Genomic DNA, 18,013 nt, shown 5'->3' with positions numbered 1-18,013 from the left:
GTGTACCTCCATCACAGTGCCGCGTCGATCTCGGCGCGGGTGGGCATCGACGTGCTCGCGCCCTCGCGCTGGACCGAGAGGGCCGCCGCCGTGGCGGCGAACCGCAGGGCCGCCGGCTGCGGCCTGCCCTCGGCCCGTGCCACGGCCAGCGCGCCGACGAAGGTGTCCCCCGCCGCCGTGGTGTCGACCGCCTTCACCGGTACGGCGGGCACGCGCAGCCGCTCGCCCGCGCGTGAGCCGTACAGCGCGCCCTCCCCGCCCAGGGTGATCACGGCCTCGGGGACGAGGTCCAGCAGCGCTTCGAGCGCCTCGCCGGGGTCGGCGAGGCCGGTGATGGCCTCGGCCTCGTGCTCGTTGGGCACGATCAGGCCGACCGCGTCGAGCAGCTCGCGCGGCAGCTCCCGCGCGGGGGCGGGGGTGAGGATCACCGGGACCCCGGCCTGGCGGGCCGCCGCGACCACGGCCTCCATGGGCAGTTCGAGCTGGAGCAGCAGCGCGTCGGACCGGGCGATGACGGCGAGGTCCTCCGGCGAGACGCCCGTCACGGTGCCGTTGGCGCCGGGGATCACGATGATGGAGTTGCCGCCCTCGTCGTCCACGACGATGTGGGCGATGCCCGAGGAGCCCGGCACGACCCGCAGGCGGCGCACGTCGACGCCCGCCGACTCCAGCGTCTCGCGCATGACCGGCCCGAAGGCGTCGTCGCCCACCGCGCCGACGAACGCGACCTCCGCGCCCGCGCGGGCCGCGGCGATGGCCTGGTTGGCACCCTTTCCGCCGGGAACCGTGCTGAACGTCCGGCCGGTCACCGTTTCGCCGCGTTTGGGGGCGGTCGCGGTGTAGGCGACCAGGTCCATGTTGGCGCTGCCGAAAACCGAGATCATGGTCTTTCCTCTCGCATGCCGTCACCCCGGCGGTGACCGCCCGCCCGCGACCACCGGGATGGCGGCGTCATGACGCCGTGTCCCGGTGGTGACCGGCCTTCCCCGCCGCCGGGACGGCGGCTTCAGGGTGCGTCGTGTCGCGGGTCACGGGGCGGTGACCGCCAGGGTGCGCCGGGTGAGCTCGTCGAAGCCGATGCCGTCGAAGCCTCTCATGCTGCTGGCCAGCCGGTTCTTCAGCGCCCACTCCGCGGGGATCCGGGACGCGCCGAGCAGCCCGCCCATGATCGACCCGACCGTGGCCCCCGCCGAGTCGGTGTCCCAGCCCGCCGCGACCGCCCCGGCGATCGAGGCCGTGAAGTCACCGCGCCCATGGATGAGCGCCGCCGCGACGAGCGCCGCGTTGTTGATCGTGTGGACCCAGTGCAGGTCGCCGTGCCGCTCGTACAGCCGGTCCACGACCCGCTCGAAGTCCGGCTCGGACGCGGCGTCGGCGACGGCCTCCCGTACGGCCCGCGCCAGCCGCGACTCCGCGGGGACGACGGACAGCCCCGCCGCGACGACCTCCTCGACCGAGGAGGCGACGAGAGACCGCGCGCACATGGCCGCGACCATCATCGCGCCATAGATCCCGTTGGCGGTGTGGCTGAGGCGGGCGTCCCGCCAGGCGAACTCCGCGGCGGCGCGCGGGTCGCCCGGGTTGGCCCAGCCGTACACGTCCGCCCTGATCAGCGCGCCGATCCACTCCCTGAACGGGTTGCGCCGGCTGGCCGTGCCCGGCGGCTCCACCCCGTCGAGCAGGTTGCGGTACGCCACCCGTTCCGCCGTGAACACGCGGCCGGCGGGCAGCTCGTCCAGCCACATCGTGGCGACGTCCGCGGTGGTGAAGTCCCGGCCGAAGCGCTCCAGCAGCGACAGTGCGAGCAGCGGGAAGTTGAGGTCGTCGTCCTCGGGCACGCCGTCGATGTTCTCGGCCAGGGAGTTGACGGCGCTGCGCCTGTTCCACGGCCAGCGGGCCGCCACGTCGTCCGGGAGGCCGATGGCGGTGAACCAGCGGCGGACGGGCCAGTTGCCGGTGGCCTCCGCGATCTCCCTGATGCCCTCGCGGGGGATCTTCTCCACCGGCTTGCCCAGCACGCACCCGGCCGCCCGCCCGAGCCACGCCCCGAGCAGCCGTTCACGGAGCGCGCCGCGTCCGTTGTCGGTACCGGTGCCCATGCCTCCGGGGGCGCTCGCCACGATCGCGGCCAGGTCAGAGGGCTCGGGAAGCGGAGACGGGATCGCCGCCAGTTCGTCGAGCAGCCGGGCCGCCAGCTCGCGCAGCTCCGGTGTCGGCGGCTCGGGGGAGGCTCCGGCACGCGGCGGCGCGTCGTGCCCTCCCGCCGCGTGCCACCGGGCCGCGATGGCCTTCACCTCGGCCGAACGCCCGTCCTCGGCCGCCTGGCGCAGCTCGTGCCCCAGCAGGTCCTCGGGTTGAACCCAGGTGAGCCGGATAAAGGACGGTCCGGTCATGATGATGGGTCCTTGGAGGTGTCCCAGGTGAGGGAGGTGAACGCGGTCTCGTGGGCGCGGCGGGCGGCGAGGTCGGTGGCGTGGACGCGGCGCGCCACCTCGGCGATGGACACCCCGGGAGCCACCAGGTCGATCCTGCTGGCCTCGGTCACCGGGTCGAGCCACTCCGGCGGCACGGCCTTGGCTCCCGAGAGCGCCCCGGCGATCGCCCCGCCCATGCTCGCGATCGAGTCGGCGTCGCGCCCGTAGTTGACGCCCCCGAGGATGGTGTCGCGGTAGTCGCCCCCGGCGATCAGCAGGAAGGCGAGGGCCAGCGGCAGCTCCTCGATGCTGTGCAGGCGGCTCGGCCTGCGGGCGCCGAGTCCCTGGTCGCGGTAGGTCTCCGCGACGGTGTCGTAGGGCGCGACTGCCTCGCGCAGCACGCCGAAGGACCCCTCCCAGTGGCGTAGGCCCCGCGCCCGCTCGCAGACGGCCTCGATGGCGGCCCGCGTGCCGTCCCGCGCCAGTCGCAGGCAGGTGGCGACCACAGAGTCCGCGGTCGCGCCCGGGCGCATGGCCTCGGCGACGGCGGCGGCGAGCACCCCGGCGGCCTCCCGGCCGTAGCTGGACTGGTGGGCGCCCGCCAGGTCGATGGCCTCGGCGTACGCCGCGTCGGGGTTGGCCGCGTTCACGATGCCGACCGGCGCCATGTACATGGCGGCGCCGCAGTTGACGATGTTGCCGACGCCCGCCTCTCGCGGGTCGACATGGCCGTAGTGCAGGCGCAGGACCAGCCACTTCTCGGCGAGGAAGACCCGCTGCAGCGGCAGCGCCTCGGTCTCCAGCTCGGGGATCCAGCGCTTCTCGCCCATCATCTCGGGCACCAGGTGCTCGGCCGCCGCGTACGCGTCCAGGTGCCGCCCGGCCTTCTCGTACACGCGGATGAGCGCGTGGGTCATGAGGGTGTCGTCGGTGACGTGGCCGTCGCCCTTGTGGTACGGGGCGATGGGGCGGGCGTTGCGCCAGTCCTCGAAGTACGGCGGGACGATGCCCGTCACGTACCCCTCGTAGCGCTCCTGGATCTGCTCGGGCGTCCAGCCCTCGGTGGCGCCGCCGAGCGCGTCGCCGACCGCCGCGCCCGTCACGCACCCGACGGCCTTGTCGGTCAGCAGGTCGGTCAGCGGATCGTCCTGCGGCGTCATGCGAGTCCTCCAGCGATGTCGATGAGATCCGTTCCTGCCAGGTCGGGCAGCCCGCAGCCCGTCAGCGTGCGCGCCGCGACCCGCCAGCCCTCCGGAAGCGCCTCGTACCCGGTGAAGGCTCCGGTGAGCGCCCCGGTCAGGGCCGGGGCGGAGTCGGCGAGTGAGGGCAGGCACGCGGCGGCGGGCACGGCCGCGGCGAGCGCGCCCCCGGACACCTCCGCGAGCGCCAGTGCCACCGCGACCGTCTGCGAGGCCGCGACGCCGTAGCTGTAGACGTGGTCGAGCAGGGCCGCGTCCAGGGCCGGGACCGCCGCGAAGGGGTCGCCCGCCTCCCGCGCCACCGCGAGCGCCGTACGCGTCGCGTGGCCGATCGCGGTGTCCTCGGGCAGCTCGGCCAGCGCCGCCTCGATCGCCGAGGCCATCGGTCCGCCCGCCACCAGCTCGGCGACCGCCGCCGCCACGGCCATGGCCGCGTGGACGCCGTCCTCCGCGTTGGTCACCGAGGCGTCGGCCCTCGGGTCGGCCCCGATCGCCCCGAAGGCGACGGCGCGCACGGCCGCCGCGTCGTCGAAGAAGTGCGGGTTGTCGTGGCCGCTGGCCGGGGGCGGTTTCCCGGCCGCCAGGTTGTCCAGCGCCGAGCGTACGGAGATCCGCACGCGCAGGTCCGACCGGCCGGCCAGCCTGCCGAAGGCCTCGGCGCGGTCCTCGTGGATGGTGAGCGCGGTCCAGGCGAGCCATTCGGCGTCGTCGGACGGCCCGATCGCCAGCGGCTCGGCGGGCTGGTTCAGCGTGAACGGCACGGGCGGGGTCGTGACCCGGTGCTCCTCGGCGAAGCCGTCGAGCTCCCTGCCGAGCCGCCTGCTCCAGGGCGCGAGCAGCGCGGAGCGGTGCCGTGCGGACGGCCAGCCGGCCGCGTCGCCGATCGCGAGGCCGATGAAGGCGCCGCGGATCCTGTCCCCCGATGACATGTCTCTCCTCTATCCCTTGGGCCGGCGCCGCGAACATGCCGGCCGGTCCTCGTCGCCGCCGTGCGCGGTCACGCCGGTCCTCCGACGCGCGGTCACGCCGGTCGCCCGGCGCGCGGTCACGCCGGTTCCCCGGTCGCGGCCACCAGTTCGGTGGCGACGTCGAGCACGTGGCGCCCGGCGACGACCGGGAGGCATCTGCCGGTGACCGGCCCGATCTCCCTGGCCCACCGTTCCGGCACTGCGGCCTCGCCGCGCCCCGCCCCCGCGAGGGCGCCGGCGATGGCCGCGGTGGTGTCGGCGTCCCTGCCGAGGTTGGCGGCCGACACCACCGACTCCTCGACCTCGCCCGCGCCCATGAGGTACCCGGCGAAGGCGAGCGCGACCGCCTCGGGCGCGAGGTCCGTCCAGGGGTAGTGGCGCACGACCACGGCCTCGTACAGCGCCTCAGCCGATGCCGTTGCCACTGCCGCGACGGCGGCACGCAGGTTGCGGGAGGTCCAGGAGTCCTCGGGGACGGCCGCGATGCCGGCCTCGACGACCTCGCCAGGCGAGGCGCCGGTCATGGCGACGGCCACCGCCGCCGCCACCGCCTGGCCGCCGTACACGCCCTCGCCGCTGTTGCTCACCACCCCGTCGACCGCCACCAGCCGGGCGGCCTCGACCGGGTCGCCGGCGGCGAAGACGCCGTACGGCGCGGCGCGCATGGCGAGCCCGTCGGACCAGCCGTGCTGGTGCCACCTGCCGGACAGCGGCGGCTCGATGCCCCGGCGAAGCGCCTGGATGGCGCCGAGCTCGGAGAACCCCGCGCCGCGCATCGGTCCCTCGATGTTCGGGATGATCTGCTCGCGGTACTCCCTGGCGACGTCGGCGGGGGTCATGGCCGAGCCGTACCTGCACAGCAGGGAGGAGGCGAAGATGGTGTACTCGGTGTCGTCGGTGCCGCCCATGCCGGGCTCGATCTCGGTGAGACGGCCCCAGCGCCGGGCGATCTCCTCCGGGGCGAGGTTCTCGGCGGGCCGCCCGAGGGCGTCGCCGGCCGCCAGGCCGAGCAGGCACCCCCGGGCGCGGGTCAGCCTCATTTGCTGTACCGCTCCAGCACCTTGTCGCCCTCCTCGACGAGCGCCTTGGCCGCCTGGTCGAGGGTGATCTTGTTGGCGAAGTACTGCTGCAGGGTGGGCGTGGCCACCTTGCTCTTCCACTCGTCGAACCCGTTCACCCGCAGGTAGGGGGCGACCACGAGGTTCTTGGCCGAGGCCGTCGCCACGTCCCAGCCGTTCTCCTTGGTCGTCATCGACGGGTCGCTCGCGGCCTTGGTGCTGGTCGGGAGCAGCCAGTCGCCCTTGGCGAGCTTGGCCTGGTTGGCGCTGTTCAGGAAGAACGAGATGAACTTAGTCGCCTGGTCGGGGTACTTGCTGTCGGCCGCGACCGACAGGGTCTGCGAGGCGGCGCCCTGGTTGGAGGTGGTGCCCTTCAGCGGCGGGAGCGTGATCCACTCGAAGCCGGCCGGCGCCTGCTCCACGACCTGCTGGCGCAGGTAGACGCTTGCGGGGATCATGGCGTACTTGCCCGCGTAGAAGCCGGGAAGCGGGTCGGCGGTGCCCATGCCGAGCGTGGACAGGTCGGCCGACTTGTCCTTGTAGAGCTGGTCGTGGATGCGCTGGAGGACCTCGCGCTCCTCGGGGCCGACCTTGACCGTGGCCTTGGTGCCGTCGGTCTGGAAGAAGGTGCCGCCGAAGTTCAGGCCGAGGTTGAGCACCTTGTTGACCGGCGACTTCAGCGGCCAGGCCACCCCGAAGGCGCCGTCCTTGGTGAGCTTCTTGCAGATCTCGGCGTACTCGTCCCAGGTCCAGGGGTTGTCCGGGGTCGGGATGCGCACCTTCGCCGCGTCGAGCAGCTTCTTGTTGGCGATGATGACCTGCGACTCCTGCAGGAACGGCACGCCGTACACGCCCTGGCCGCCCTTGCCGTCGGCGAAGGTCACGGTGTCCCAGGCGGGCTGGGGGATGTCGCTCTTCAGGTCGTCGGGGAGCTTGCCGGTGAGGTCCATGAGGTAGCCGCGCGAGGCGAAGCCGGCCAGCGCCGGGGAGTCGTCGTGGATGACGTCCGGCGGGTCACCGCCCTCGAACGAGGTGACGAGCTGGTCGTTGACGTTGTCCCAGCTCCCCTGGACGTACTCGACCTGGGTGCCGGGGTTGGCCTTGTTCCACTCGCCGACGATCTGCTTGTTCGCGGCGATGGACTCCTTCTGCCACGCGAGGCTCAGGAACTTCAGGTTCACGGCCTTGGCGGGCTGGTCGCCGCCGCCGGCGTCTCCGCCGGACGAGCAGCCGGCCGTCAGCGCGACCATCGCGGCCGCCGCCACCGCGAGTGCGGTTCTGGTACGCAAGAGATTCTCCTATCAGGGGGTGCAGCATGCTTGAGGGGTTCCGCGGGAGCTAGCCCTTGACCGCGCCGGCCATCAGGCCCGATCTGAGCCGCCGCTGGATGATCGCGAAGAACACCAGGCTCGGGATCGTCGCGAGCAGCGACGCCGCCGCGAGCGGGCCGAGACGTACGACCCCCTCCGCGCCGGTGAACTTGACGAGGGTCAGTGGCAGGGTCGCCACGTCGGGGTCCTTGAGGACGACCAGTGCGAAAAGGAACTCGTTCCAGGAGGAGATGAAGGCGAACAGCGCCGTGGCGACCACGCCGGGGGCGAGCAGCGGCGCGACCACCTTCACCAGCGAGCGGATCCGGCCCGCGCCGTCGACCGCCGCGGCCTCCTCCAGCTCGCGCGGCACCGCGCGCACGTACCCCTGGAGCATCCACAGCGCGAACGGCAGCACGAACGTCACGTGCACGACGGTGAGGCCCGGCAGGGTGTTCACCAGGTCCAGCCGCCGCAGCACCATGAACAGCGGGATGATGATCAGGATGAACGGGAAGACCTGGCTGACCAGCACCCACCCGACCGCGAACTTGCTGACGAGCGATCGGTAGCGGGCCATCGCGTACGAGGCGGGCAGCGCGAGCACGACGGTCAGCACCGAGCAGGCGACCGCCACCGCGAGGCTGCGCAGCGCGCTGCCGACGAGGTCCTGCTCGCCGAACGCGTCGGCGAAGTTCGACAGGATCGGGTGGCGCGGGATCCACGTGGGCACCAGGCTCGCCATCTCCCTCGACGTCTTGAGCGCCGTGGACAGCAGCCAGACCATGGGGAAGGCCAGGAAGACGACGTAGCCCAGCAGGGCGAGGTACTGCAGTGGCCTGCGCATGTCAGTTCGCCTCCCGCATCTGCCGCCAGATATAGAGGCCCAGCACGGCCAGCACGACGATCACGAAGGCGACGCCGAGCGTGGCCGCGTACCCGAAGAAGCCGTAGCGGAAGGCCTCCTCGTAGGCGAAGAGCATCGGCAGCCGGGTCTGCCCGCCGGGCCCGCCCTGGGTGAGGACGTAGACCAGGCCGAACTGGTTGATGTTCCAGACGAAGTCCAGGGAGGTGATCGTCACGATGATCGGGCGGAGCTGCGGCAGCGTGATGCTCCAGAAGCGGCGGAAGGACGAGGCCCCGTCCATGTGGCCGGCCTCGTACAGCTCCTTGGGCACGTTCTGCAGCCCGGCGAGCAGCACGACGGTCGTCTGCGGCATGCCGGTCCAGATGCCGACGACGATCACGGCGGGGAGCGCGATGGAGAAGTCGTTGAGCCAGTCGATGTTGTGGTCGAGCAGGCCGACGTCGCGCAGCACACTGTTGAGGATCCCGGCGTTCGGGTGGTAGACCAGCCGCCACATCAGCCCGATGACGACGGGCGGCATGGCCCATGGCACCAGCACCAGCACCCGCGCGAACGCCCGGAACCGCAGGTCCTCGTTGAGCAGCAGGGCCAGCCCGAGCGAGGCGAGGAACTGCAGCACGGTCACCGAGACCGCCCAGATCAGGCCGATGCGGAACGACGACCAGAAGTCCGCGTCGGCCATCAGGTCGCCGAAGTTCGCCAGCCCGACGAAGGACGTCACAGCGTTGCGCCCCGACCTCGCGTCGGTGAAGGCGAGGAAGATGCCGTACAGCAGCGGCCCGACGCTGAAGACCAGCACCGGCACGAGCGCGGGCAGCATGAGCACGAGCGTCTCGCGCCCCTGCCGGCCCCTCTTCTCCCTGCCGCGGTGACCCGTGGCGGGCCTTCGCGTCCTTTCGGCCGTCAGGGTCATGAGGTCTCCTCCCCCATGGTCGAGGCGCGGATCACCAGGCGGGGCTCGACGGTGACCACGCGGGGCTCGCGCGGGCCGTGGGCGAGCCGGTCGAGCAGGAGCTCGGCCGCCGCCCGGCCGCGTTCGGCGGAGCCGAGCGAGACGCTGGTCAGCGGGGGCCAGGCGACGGTGGCGAGGTCGGTGTCGTCCATGCTCGCCACGGCGACCTCCTCGGGCACCCGCCGCCGCTCGCGCCGCAGGACATCGAGCGCCCCGAGCGCGATCAGGTCGTTGGCGCACAGCAGCGCGTCGAGGTCGGGCACGCGGTCGATCAGGCGGGCGGCGGCACTCGCGCCTTCCGGGCGGTAGAAGTCGCCCACCTCCACGAGGCCGGGGTCGTACGGCAGGCCGAGCGCCGCGAGCGCCTCGGCGTAGGCGGCCGAGCGGGCGGCGCCCGGGACGGTGTCGAGCGGGCCGTTCACGAAGCCGATGCGCCTGCGGCCGAGCCGGTGGAGGTGCTCGACGGCGAGCCGCACGCCCTTGCGGGAGTCGGTCCGCACGTTGTCGACGGGGGTGCCCTCGGGGACGGAACCGATGATCACGATCGGCGCCCGGGCGGCGGCGAACATCTTCAGGTGCTCGCCGGTCACGCGCAGCGGGATCATGATGAGGCCGTCGATGTACCGCTCCCCGAGGCCGCGCAGCACGTCGATCTCGTCCGCGGCGTCCACGTTCGTGGAGTGCAGCACCAGCCGGTAGCCGGCCGCCTTGAGCACCGGCTGGATCTCGCGGATCATCGCGAGGTACACCGGGTTCCCTATGTCTGCCATCGCGAAGCCCACCTGGTTGCTGCGCCTGGACTTCAGCGACCTCGCGACCGAGTTCGGCACGTAGCCGAGCTCGCGCGCTGCGCTCATCACCCGGCGCTCGGTCTCGGCCTTGGTGGGCAGCCCGTTGAGCACCCGTGACACCGACGCGATGGACACTCCCGCGCGCTGGGCGATCGTCGTGATCGTCGGCCCGTCACTCACGTGTCACCTCGGTGGTCGGAAACGGTAAACGTTTACAGAAAATGGGGCTGAGAACTCTGAAAACGTTTACGGGGTGAGGACATGTAACCTGCGGGACACATTCGGCGTCAAGTCACGATCGGATAAACCGGACATCGCGGACGCTTCGCCGGGGAGCTTACCTGGTCAGTGGTCGTGGAGCGCGCGCCAGCGCCGGGAGGCGGCGGCCGGGGCGAGCCGCCGCTAGCGGGACCGGTCAGATCGTACGGCGCCAGACGTCGATGGCGAGCACCGGCCGCATGCCCACCGACAGGTACAGATCGAGCGCCGGGGAGCTGTTGCCGGAGTCCACGTGCAGGTACGTGCCGGCCCTCCCCCGGGCCACGTCCCCGGCGAAGGCGTGCCGCAGCAGCAGCTTGCCGAGGCCCCTGCCCCGGGACTCCGGCAGCACCGACAGGATCCGGACGTACCCGCAGTTCTCATCGCTGACGAACATGTCGCTCCCGAGCAGCATCGCCGCCGGAGCGCCGTCCACCTCGGCGACGAGGAGCTGCGACCAGTCGTGGGTGCTGGAGGACTCGAAGTCCTCCCTCCACCGGTCGTACTCCTTGGGGACGAACCCGAAGTGCCGGGCGAAGCCCTCCTGGTGGATCCGGTGGGCGGCCCGCGTCAGCTCCTCGGACCCGGCCGCCCCGCGCACGGTGACACCGGGGAGGGACCCGGGGTCCACTTCCGCGTGGTCGGCCCTCAGCCGGTGGAAGCTGGTCGCGGCCTCGAAGCCGTGCTCCTTGGCCAGCGCCCGCTTGGCGTCGTCCTGCCGGTAGACGCCGATGTCGGCCACCGCGTAGGGGTGCCCGGCCTCGGCGGCCAGCTCGCCGGCCCGCCGCAGGACGGTGTCCCACAGCCAGGGGGTCACCGCCGCGTCGCGGGAGAGGATCTCGATCTCGACGTTGTCGCCGTCGCCCTGGCGCGAGGCGTAGCCCCAGCCCACCAGCGCCGGGTCCCCGTCGCGGCGGAACACCAGCCAGCCGTCGCGGCCGAGGTCGAAGCCCGGATCGGCGAGGCCGTCAGCCACGTCGTCCTCGGTCATGTCGGGGTGGCCGAGGACCTCGGTGTCACAGGCGGACACCAGCTCATGGATGACCGGCACGTCCTCCGTCGCCGGCCGCCGGATGTCGTACGCGTCCATGACCGCGCCGGGGTGATTGTGGTCGTTGTGGTTCACGCCTCCGTTGTAGGGGCGTGCACTTGCACGGCGCTGAGTCGGGACTTGGCGGCGCCGCCTCCTGAGGGATGATGGCGTCCGTCGCGACTTATCCTGAGCGGAGGCAGGCATGGAACTGCGGGAGTTCTTCGACCGTCTATCCGGTGCCCGGCGGGTGTACGGCGAGCCGTACGAGAAGGACGGCGCCACGGTCATCCCGGCGCTGGTGGTGCGCACCGCGGGCGGCTTCGGCACCGGAGAGGCCAAGGAACGGGTGTCCAGCGGCGCGGGCGGTGGCGGGGCCGCCACGGCGCGCCCCGTAGGCGCGTACGTCATCAAGGACGGCGAGGTGTCGTGGAGGCCCGTCGTCGACGTCGACCGCATCGTGCTCGGCGGGCAGATCCTCTTGGGGCTCGCGCTGATCGTGTACGCCCTGCGCTCCGGCATGCCGCCGGAACGCCGTCATGGGCGCTGAACGGCACGACTAGGCTTGGCCGACATGGACCGCACCCGCCTCTACCGCGACGGCGTCCTTGAGGCCGAGGGCTTCCCGATCGCCGACGTCTCCGAGTACATCAAGGATCCCTCGGCGACCGTGTGGTTCGACCTGCTTGCTCCCACCCCTGAGAAGCTCGCCGTCATCAGCGAGGAGCTCGGGCTGCACCCCCTCGCCGTCGAGGACGTGCTGCACCCCCACCAGAGGCCGAAGCTCGACATCTACGAGAGCCACCTGTTCCTCACCGTCTACGCCGTCAGGCTGGGTGGGGGCGACGGGCCCCTGGACCTCACCGAGGTGTCGGTCTTCGTCACCAGGAACGCCCTGGTGACGGTCCGGTCCGACGACACCTGCGACATCGACGCCGTGGTGGCGCGCTGGGACGCCGAGGGCGGGCTCGCCAGGCACGGCGTCTCCTTCCTCCTGCACTCCCTGCTCGACTACGTCGTGGACGGCCACTTCGACGTCGCCCAGGCGCTCGACGACCAGGTGGAGGAGCTGGAGGACCAGCTTTTCACCGACCGCCCGGGCGACGGGCGGGCCATGCAGCGCCAGATGTTCGACCTGCGCAGGACCACGGTGCGGTTCAGGCGCGTCGTGGTGCCGATGCGCGAGGTGGTGAACAGCCTCATCCGCCGCGACCTGCGGGTGGTCGAGCCCGAGATGGCGCCCTACTACCAGGACGTCTACGACCACGTGCTGCGGGTGTCGGAGTGGACCGAGTCGCTTCGCGAGCTGGTGGGCAACGTCTACGAGACCCACCTGAACCTCCAGGGCTACCGGATGAACGACATCATGAAGCGGGTGACGAGCTGGGCCGCGATCATCGCGGTGCCCACCCTGATCACCGGCTTCTACGGCCAGAACATCCCCTTCCCCGGCTTCTCGCACGCGGCCGGGTTCTGGACCTCCAGCCTTCTGATCATCGTGGCCTCGTCGATCCTCTACCTCGTCTTCCGCAAGAAGGACTGGATCTGACCGGTCGCGTTTCCGGGGCTCAGGCGCGGGCGGTCGCCTCGTCGACCCAGCCGCCGGAGAGCACGACGTCGCGCAGCAGTGAGCCCGCGCCGAGAATGGCCGCGTTCGGCCCGGCCCGCGTCGCGTCGATCTTGAGGTCCCGGGTGGCCAGGGGCAGGCAGCGCTCGTAGACCGCGCCCCTGACCGCGGCGACGAGCTGCTCGGCAGCCGACAGGCTTCCCCCGATCACCACCGCGTCGGGGTTGAAGAAGTTGACGAGCGCGGTGAGCACGTCGCCGATGAGCCGCCCCGCGCCGCGTACGAGGTTGGTGGCCTGCGGGACGCCGTCGGCCGCGAGGGCGGCGATGCGCGCGGGGTGGTCGACCTCGATGCCCTGCTCGGCGAGGGCGGCCATCAGCGCGGCGCCGCTGGCGAAGGCCTCCAGGCAGTCGGAGTGGCCGCACGAGCACATCACCGACCTGTCCGTGCGCACGCGCACGTGGCTGATGTCGCCCGCCGCCCCGCGCCCCCGGTGCAGCCGACCGCCGGCGATGATGCCGCAGCCGATGCCGGTGCCGACCTTGAGGACCATGAGGTTCTCGCAGCCCGGCCAGGCGAGATGCTCCCCCGCCGCCATCAGGTTGGCGTCGTTCTCGACCAGGATGGGGACGCCGAACCGATCGGCGAGGTGCGCGCCGACCGGGTACTCGTTCCAGCCCGGCATGCGCGAGGGCGAGATGACGGTGCCGTCGGACGGGTCGACCGGGCCGGGAACGCCGATGCCGACCCCCCGCACCGGGAGCCCGCCGCCCCGCGCCGCGACGAGCTCCTCCAGCCGGGTCACGAGCCAGTCGAGCGTGGGCCGCGCCCCGTCCCCTATGTCGCAGGCGTGCTCGACGACGGCCAGGGGCGTACCGCTGAGGTCGACCAGGCCGAGCCTGGCGTGGTGGCTGCCGAGGTCGGCGACGGCGAGCAGCCCGGCCCGGGGGGCGAGCCTGAGACGCCGGGGACGCCGGCCGCCTCTGGACAGCCCCGCGCCCTCCTCCTGGAGCAGGCCCGCGTCGATCAGCTCCTCGACGCGCAGCGACACGCTCGACGGGGCGAGGCCCGAATGCCTGGCGAGTTCCGCGCGCGACTCGGCATGGCCCAGGGCGACGAGACGGAGGAGCTCACCTTTGCCTGACACAGGGAGATGCATACCACGTCATGACTTAGTACAGCAATCAGTTGACTTAGCCCGATATCGACCTCTATCGTCCGTAAAACTTCGATTCCGAATTAAGTTCGATCGTAAACGACGAGAATGGAGTTGGTGATGGTGCACGCTGCCGCACTGTCACGCTCGCGCCGCGCGGCGCTGACCGTGGTGACCGTGGTGTCGCTGGCCGGGGCGGCCGCCTGCTCGGGAAGCGGCGGCTCTGCCGCCGTGCCGCCCGGCGCTCCCGGTGACGGGGGTGCGACGGCCGCGGACGCCTTCGCGAACGCCCCCGTCGCCGCGGCCTCGGAGATCCTGCCCGGGTCGACGATGGAGAAGATCAAGAAGCGCGGCGAGCTCATCGTCGGCGGCTCGCTCGACGCGCCGCTGCTCTCCCAGCAGAACCCGGTGACGGGTCAGGTGGAGGGCTTCGACGCCGACCTCGGCAAGCTGCTGGCGAAGTACATCATCGGCGCGCCCAAGGTGAAGATCGTGAACGCCGCCTCGGAGACGCGGGAGGCGCTGCTGTCCAACGGCACCGTCGACGTGGTGTTCCAGACCTACACGATCACGCCGGAGCGGGCCAAGCAGGTCGCCTTCGCCGGGCCGTACTACACCTCCGGCCTCGCCGTCGCGGTCAAGAAGGGGACGACCGGGATCGCCAAGCCCGAGGACCTGGACGGCAAGACGGTCATCGCGGGCGCCAACACCCCGGCCATCCCGGCACTCAAGAAGGTCGCGCCCAACGCCAAGATCGTGACCTTCGGCAGCGACCCCGAGTGCGTCCAGGCGCTCAAGCAGGACCGCGGCGTCGCCTACGTGCAGGACCAGTCGCTGCTCGTCGCCGACGGCAAGAGCGACCCCGAACTGCAGGTGGTCGGCGAGCCGTTCACGACCGACCCGTACGGCATCGGCCTCAAGCACGGCGACGACCAGATGAAGAAGTTCGTCAACGACTGGCTGAAGAAGTCGCAGGACGCGGGCCTGTGGCAGCAGGCGTGGAAGAACTCGATCGGCACGGTCGTGCAGGGCGAGGCGCCCACGCCGCCCGCCATCGGCTCGGTCCCGGGCTCGTAGGGCCGACCTCCCCGATGGACGCACTGTCCGGCAACCTCCCGGCGCTGTGGGACGGCCTGCTCGTCACCCTGCGGCTCACGCTGCTCGCGTTCGCGGGCGCGTCCGTGGTGGGCGTCCTGGTCGCGACGGCCCGCGTCAGCCCGGTGCCCGTGCTGCGCGCCGCCGGCACGGTCTACGTCGAGACGCTGCAGAACATCCCCCTGCTGGTGCTGCTGATCCTGGCGGTCTTCGGGCTGCCGGAGATCGGCGTCCAGGCGGGACTGTTCACGACGGCGGTGGTGGTGATCGCGCTGTACCAGGCCGCCTACGTGGCCGAGGCGCTGAGGTCGGGGGTCAACTCGGTCCCCGCCGGGCAGGGCGAGGCCGCCCGGGCGCTCGGGCTCGGCTTCACCGGGTCCCTGCGGTACGTGGTGCTGCCGCAGGCGCTCGGGACGGTCGTCCAGCCGCTCGGCAACATCTTCATCATGCTCACGATGAACACCTCCCTGGCGGCGGCGGTCGGCGTGGTCGAGCTGACCGCCGCCGCCAACCGGGTGAACCTCATCGAGGCACAGCCCATCCCGATCTTCGTCGGGGCCGGGCTGGCGTACATGCTGCTGTCGTCGCTGGTCGGACTCGCCACCGGCGTGCTCGAACGGAAGCTGGCGGTGGCCCGATGACGCGAGGGAGCGCCCCGACCCGCCTGCTCTTCGACGAGCCGGGGCCGCGCGCGCGGCGCCGGGTCCGCACCGCCACCGTCGTCTTCACGCTGGCGGCGCTCGGCCTGGTGGCCCTGGCCGTACGGCAGTTCGCCGCGAACGGGCAGCTCGACGCGGCGCGGTGGCAGCCGTACGCCACCTGGCCGATGTGGCGCTACCTGCTCGACGGGCTGTGGTCGACCGCTCTGGCGGCCGTGGTCTCCGCCGCGCTCGCCATGGCAGGCGGGCTGCTGCTCGCGCTCGGCCGGCTGTCGCCCCGGCGCCCGGTGCGCTGGGCGTCGGCCGCGTACATCGAGGTCGTGCGCACCATCCCGGCGCTGCTGCTCGTCTACGTCGTGCTGTTCGCGCTGCCGAGGTACGGCGTGGACCTGCCGCTGTTCTGGAAGCTCGTGGTGCCGCTCTCGGTGTCCAACGCGGCGGCGTTCGCCGGGATCTTCCGCGCGGGCATCCTGTCGATCGAGCGCGGCCAGACCGAGGCGGGGCTCGCCATCGGGCTCACCCGGGGGCAGACCATGCGGGCCATCGTGCTGCCCCAGGCGGCAAGGCGCGTGCTCCCGTCCATCGTCAGCCAGTCGGTCGGCCTGCTCAAGGACACCTCGCTGGGGTTCGTCGTGAGCTACGCCGAGCTGCTGTACAGCGGCAAGGTGCTCGCCAACTACAACCACCTGCTGATTCAGACCTACATCGTCGTGGCGCTGATCTATCTGGTGGTGAACGCGTCGCTGTCCAAGCTCGCCCGCACGCTGGAGGCCCGGCAGGCGCGCGGGGGCCGCCGCGCCAGGCCCCCGGCGGTCCCGGAGGCCGCAGTCCATGCCTGACATGTTCGAGAAAGGTGACCGCATGTACGCCCGTCTGGCCGAGGTCGTCCGTTCCGGCTTCACCGAGAGCGTCCATTTCGGCAGCGTCGCGGGCCTCGGTCCGGACGGGGCCCTCGCGCTCTCACGCGGCGCCGTGGAGGAGCCGATGCTGCCCCGCTCCTCCGCCAAGCCGTTCCAGGCCCTCGCCTGCCTCACCTCCGGCGCGCCGCTCCACGGCTCGCGCCTGGCGATCGCGGCGGGAAGTCACACAGGGGAGGACTTCCACGTCGCGCTCGTCGGCGCCATGCTGGACGAGGCGGGCCTGGGCCTTTCCGCCCTGGGCTGCCCCGCCGACTGGCCGGAGGACGAGCCCGCGCGGCACGCCCTGATCAGGTCGGGCGAGGGCAGGTCCAGGGCGCGCATGAACTGCTCGGGCAAGCACGCGGCGATGCTGCTGGCCTGCGCGGCGTCGGGCTGGGACACCGCGTCGTACCTCACCCCCTCGCACCCGTTGCAGGAGCGGGTGCGTTCGGCCGTCCAGAGGCTGTCCGGCGAGCAGAGCCCGCACACGGCCGTCGACGGCTGCGGCGCCCCGCTGTTCGCCATGTCGCTCGCGGGGCTCGCGCGGGGCGTACGGGCGCTCGTGACCGCCCCGCGCGACACGCCCGAACGGGCGGTGGCCGACGCGATGCGCTCGTTCCCCGAGTACGTCGGGGGGACCGGTCACCTGAACACCGAGCTGATGCGCGCCCTGCCGGGCTCGCTGGTGAAGGGCGGCGCGGAGGGCGTGCTCGTCGCCGCGACAGCCGAGGGGCACGCGGTGGCCGTCAAGGTCGTCGACGGCGGCCCGAGGGCGACATCGGCGATCGCGCTGGCCGCGCTCGCCGAGCTCGGGGCCGACGTCACCGGCGCCGAGGCGTTCACCACGGTCCCGGTGCTCGGCGGCGGCCGTCCCGTCGGCGAGATCCGCGCCACCCTCTGACCCACCACCCTCTGACCGGCCGCTCTTTCAGCCGGCGCTCTTTCAGCCGGCGCTCTTTCAGCCGGCGCTCTTCGACCCTGCGCTCTTTGACCCGGCACTGTCCGATCCGCCAGCTATGTTCCAAGGAAGCACATGAGCCTCACGTACGAGATCTGCGTCGACAGCACCGAGGCGGCCCTCGCGGCCGAACGGGCGGGCGCGCACCGGGTGGAGCTGTGCGCGGCGCTGTTCGAGGGCGGCATCACGCCGACCATCGGCACGGTGGCGGCGACGCTCGCGGCGGTGTCCGGCATCCGCGTCCACGTGATCATCCGGCCGAGGGGCGGCGACTTCATCTTCGACGCCCACGAGGTCGCCGCCATGGAGCGGGACGTGGCCGAGGTACGGGCCGCCGGGGCGCACGGTGTGGTCATCGGCGCGCTGACGCCGCAGGGCACGGTGGACCGGCCGGTGTGCGAGCGGCTCATCGCGGCGGCGGACGGCCTGCCGGTCACCTTCCACCGCGCCTTCGACATGACGGCGAACCCCTACGAGGCGCTCGACACGCTCGTCGACCTCGGCGTGCGGCGCGTGCTGACCTCCGGCCAGGAGGTGTCGGTGCTGGAGGGCGCTCCGCTGATCGCCTCGCTCGTACGGCACGCGGGCGACCGCATCATCGTGATGCCGGGCGGAGGCGTGACCGAGCGGAACATCGGGCGCATCGTGGCGCAGACCGGGGTCAGCGAGATCCACTTCGCCGCGCTCACGGGCGAGCCGAGCCCCGCCGTGCACCGGAACCCGCGCCCCTTCATGGGCGGCGAACTGCGGCAGCCGGAGTACCTCAGGCAGGTCACCTCCGGCGCCCTGATCTCCGAGATCATGAGCGCGGCCACCGCCTGACGGAACGGC

Annotated in this window: 18 protein-coding genes; 7 read left to right on the top strand and 11 right to left on the bottom strand. The window is 72.2% G+C overall.

All coding sequences use genetic code 11. The features are described 5' to 3' along the window. Positions 1 to 11: 11 nt before the first annotated feature. The 10 genes from rbsK to OG589_RS06390 form a co-directional block, all read right to left on the bottom strand. Positions 12 to 884, bottom strand: a complete 873-nt coding sequence (gene rbsK, locus OG589_RS06435) for a ribokinase (RefSeq protein ID WP_405147056.1) — start codon at positions 882 to 884, stop codon at positions 12 to 14. Positions 885 to 1,028: 144 nt separating this feature from the next. Continuing rightward, positions 1,029 to 2,393, bottom strand: coding sequence for an ADP-ribosylglycohydrolase family protein (locus OG589_RS06430; protein WP_405147054.1), 1,365 nt, complete (start codon positions 2,391 to 2,393; stop codon positions 1,029 to 1,031). Continuing rightward, positions 2,390 to 3,574 carry an ADP-ribosylglycohydrolase family protein gene (locus tag OG589_RS06425; RefSeq protein ID WP_405147053.1) on the bottom strand — a complete coding sequence of 395 codons (1,185 nt, stop codon included), beginning with the start codon at positions 3,572 to 3,574 and terminating at the stop codon, positions 2,390 to 2,392. Before OG589_RS06425 ends, OG589_RS06430 begins: the two co-directional genes overlap by 4 nt. After that, positions 3,571 to 4,542 carry an ADP-ribosylglycohydrolase family protein gene (locus OG589_RS06420; RefSeq protein WP_405147052.1) on the bottom strand — a complete coding sequence of 324 codons (972 nt, stop codon included), beginning with the start codon at positions 4,540 to 4,542 and terminating at the stop codon, positions 3,571 to 3,573. Before OG589_RS06420 ends, OG589_RS06425 begins: the two co-directional genes overlap by 4 nt. 116 nt (positions 4,543 to 4,658) lie before the next feature. Continuing rightward, a complete protein-coding gene (locus OG589_RS06415; RefSeq protein WP_405147051.1) occupies positions 4,659 to 5,621 on the bottom strand; it encodes an ADP-ribosylglycohydrolase family protein in 963 nt (320 codons plus the stop codon). Next, the gene (locus OG589_RS06410; protein WP_405147049.1) at positions 5,618 to 6,928 is read right to left on the bottom strand and encodes an ABC transporter substrate-binding protein; all 1,311 of its coding nucleotides are present in this window, start codon (positions 6,926 to 6,928) and stop codon (positions 5,618 to 5,620) included. The genes OG589_RS06415 and OG589_RS06410 overlap by 4 nt, the downstream gene beginning before the upstream one ends. A gap of 49 nt (positions 6,929 to 6,977) precedes the next feature. Further along, complete coding sequence (locus tag OG589_RS06405; protein ID WP_405147047.1) at positions 6,978 to 7,796, bottom strand: carbohydrate ABC transporter permease; 819 nt, start codon at positions 7,794 to 7,796, stop codon at positions 6,978 to 6,980. 1 nt (position 7,797) lies between these two features. Beyond that, positions 7,798 to 8,730, bottom strand: a complete 933-nt coding sequence (locus OG589_RS06400; RefSeq protein ID WP_405147045.1) for a carbohydrate ABC transporter permease — start codon at positions 8,728 to 8,730, stop codon at positions 7,798 to 7,800. Further along, positions 8,727 to 9,740, bottom strand: coding sequence for a LacI family DNA-binding transcriptional regulator (locus OG589_RS06395; RefSeq protein ID WP_405147044.1), 1,014 nt, complete (start codon positions 9,738 to 9,740; stop codon positions 8,727 to 8,729). The genes OG589_RS06400 and OG589_RS06395 overlap by 4 nt, the downstream gene beginning before the upstream one ends. Before the next feature lie 235 nt (positions 9,741 to 9,975). After that, complete coding sequence (locus OG589_RS06390; protein ID WP_405147043.1) at positions 9,976 to 10,944, bottom strand: GNAT family N-acetyltransferase; 969 nt, start codon at positions 10,942 to 10,944, stop codon at positions 9,976 to 9,978. A gap of 109 nt (positions 10,945 to 11,053) precedes the next feature. On the opposite strand from OG589_RS06390, the gene OG589_RS06385 reads away from it, so the two are divergent. After that, positions 11,054 to 11,398, top strand: coding sequence for a spore germination protein GerW family protein (locus OG589_RS06385; RefSeq protein WP_405147041.1), 345 nt, complete (start codon positions 11,054 to 11,056; stop codon positions 11,396 to 11,398). A gap of 24 nt (positions 11,399 to 11,422) precedes the next feature. Continuing rightward, the gene (locus OG589_RS06380) at positions 11,423 to 12,397 is read left to right on the top strand and encodes a magnesium transporter CorA family protein (protein ID WP_405147039.1); all 975 of its coding nucleotides are present in this window, start codon (positions 11,423 to 11,425) and stop codon (positions 12,395 to 12,397) included. Positions 12,398 to 12,416: 19 nt separating this feature from the next. Here the strand turns inward: OG589_RS06380 and OG589_RS06375 are convergent, their stop codons facing one another. Next, a complete protein-coding gene (locus tag OG589_RS06375; RefSeq protein ID WP_405147037.1) occupies positions 12,417 to 13,562 on the bottom strand; it encodes an ROK family protein in 1,146 nt (381 codons plus the stop codon). A gap of 129 nt (positions 13,563 to 13,691) precedes the next feature. Here OG589_RS06375 and OG589_RS06370 point away from each other — a divergent pair, with 129 nt between their 5' ends. The 5 genes from OG589_RS06370 (at position 13,692) to OG589_RS06350 (ending at position 18,004) form a co-directional block, all read left to right on the top strand. Next, positions 13,692 to 14,648, top strand: coding sequence for a glutamate ABC transporter substrate-binding protein (locus OG589_RS06370; RefSeq protein WP_405147035.1), 957 nt, complete (start codon positions 13,692 to 13,694; stop codon positions 14,646 to 14,648). A gap of 14 nt (positions 14,649 to 14,662) precedes the next feature. Next, positions 14,663 to 15,307 carry an amino acid ABC transporter permease gene (locus OG589_RS06365; RefSeq protein WP_405147033.1) on the top strand — a complete coding sequence of 215 codons (645 nt, stop codon included), beginning with the start codon at positions 14,663 to 14,665 and terminating at the stop codon, positions 15,305 to 15,307. Beyond that, complete coding sequence (locus OG589_RS06360) at positions 15,304 to 16,164, top strand: amino acid ABC transporter permease (RefSeq protein WP_405147031.1); 861 nt, start codon at positions 15,304 to 15,306, stop codon at positions 16,162 to 16,164. The genes OG589_RS06365 and OG589_RS06360 overlap by 4 nt, the downstream gene beginning before the upstream one ends. Positions 16,165 to 16,186: 22 nt before the next feature. Continuing rightward, positions 16,187 to 17,125, top strand: coding sequence for an asparaginase (locus tag OG589_RS06355; RefSeq protein ID WP_405147029.1), 939 nt, complete (start codon positions 16,187 to 16,189; stop codon positions 17,123 to 17,125). A gap of 132 nt (positions 17,126 to 17,257) precedes the next feature. After that, positions 17,258 to 18,004 (top strand): copper homeostasis protein CutC, encoded by a 747-nt coding sequence (locus tag OG589_RS06350; RefSeq protein WP_405147027.1) that lies wholly within the window; start codon positions 17,258 to 17,260, stop codon positions 18,002 to 18,004. The last annotated feature ends 9 nt before the right edge of the window (positions 18,005 to 18,013 follow it).

This window comes from Sphaerisporangium sp. NBC_01403 (assembly GCF_045040145.1).
In the GTDB taxonomy this organism is placed as follows: Bacteria; Actinomycetota; Actinomycetes; order Streptosporangiales; family Streptosporangiaceae; genus Sphaerisporangium; species Sphaerisporangium viridialbum.
This window is presented reverse-complemented; position numbering and strand designations above follow the sequence as displayed.

What these genes read in the sequence shown, in the direction of transcription:
- rbsK (WP_405147056.1), bottom strand. Translation starts at nt 884, where the DNA reads ATGATCTCGGTTTTCGGCAGCGCCAACATGGACCTGGTCGCCTACACC.
- OG589_RS06430 (WP_405147054.1), bottom strand. Translation starts at nt 2,393, where the DNA reads ATGACCGGACCGTCCTTTATCCGGCTCACCTGGGTTCAACCCGAGGAC.
- OG589_RS06425 (WP_405147053.1), bottom strand. Translation starts at nt 3,574, where the DNA reads ATGACGCCGCAGGACGATCCGCTGACCGACCTGCTGACCGACAAGGCC.
- OG589_RS06420 (WP_405147052.1), bottom strand. Translation starts at nt 4,542, where the DNA reads ATGTCATCGGGGGACAGGATCCGCGGCGCCTTCATCGGCCTCGCGATC.
- OG589_RS06415 (WP_405147051.1), bottom strand. Translation starts at nt 5,621, where the DNA reads ATGAGGCTGACCCGCGCCCGGGGGTGCCTGCTCGGCCTGGCGGCCGGC.
- OG589_RS06405 (WP_405147047.1), bottom strand. Translation starts at nt 7,796, where the DNA reads ATGCGCAGGCCACTGCAGTACCTCGCCCTGCTGGGCTACGTCGTCTTC.
- OG589_RS06400 (WP_405147045.1), bottom strand. Translation starts at nt 8,730, where the DNA reads ATGACCCTGACGGCCGAAAGGACGCGAAGGCCCGCCACGGGTCACCGC.
- OG589_RS06385 (WP_405147041.1), top strand. Translation starts at nt 11,054, where the DNA reads ATGGAACTGCGGGAGTTCTTCGACCGTCTATCCGGTGCCCGGCGGGTG.
- OG589_RS06380 (WP_405147039.1), top strand. Translation starts at nt 11,423, where the DNA reads ATGGACCGCACCCGCCTCTACCGCGACGGCGTCCTTGAGGCCGAGGGC.
- OG589_RS06370 (WP_405147035.1), top strand. Translation starts at nt 13,692, where the DNA reads ATGGTGCACGCTGCCGCACTGTCACGCTCGCGCCGCGCGGCGCTGACC.
- OG589_RS06365 (WP_405147033.1), top strand. Translation starts at nt 14,663, where the DNA reads ATGGACGCACTGTCCGGCAACCTCCCGGCGCTGTGGGACGGCCTGCTC.
- OG589_RS06360 (WP_405147031.1), top strand. Translation starts at nt 15,304, where the DNA reads ATGACGCGAGGGAGCGCCCCGACCCGCCTGCTCTTCGACGAGCCGGGG.
- OG589_RS06355 (WP_405147029.1), top strand. Translation starts at nt 16,187, where the DNA reads ATGTACGCCCGTCTGGCCGAGGTCGTCCGTTCCGGCTTCACCGAGAGC.
- OG589_RS06350 (WP_405147027.1), top strand. Translation starts at nt 17,258, where the DNA reads ATGAGCCTCACGTACGAGATCTGCGTCGACAGCACCGAGGCGGCCCTC.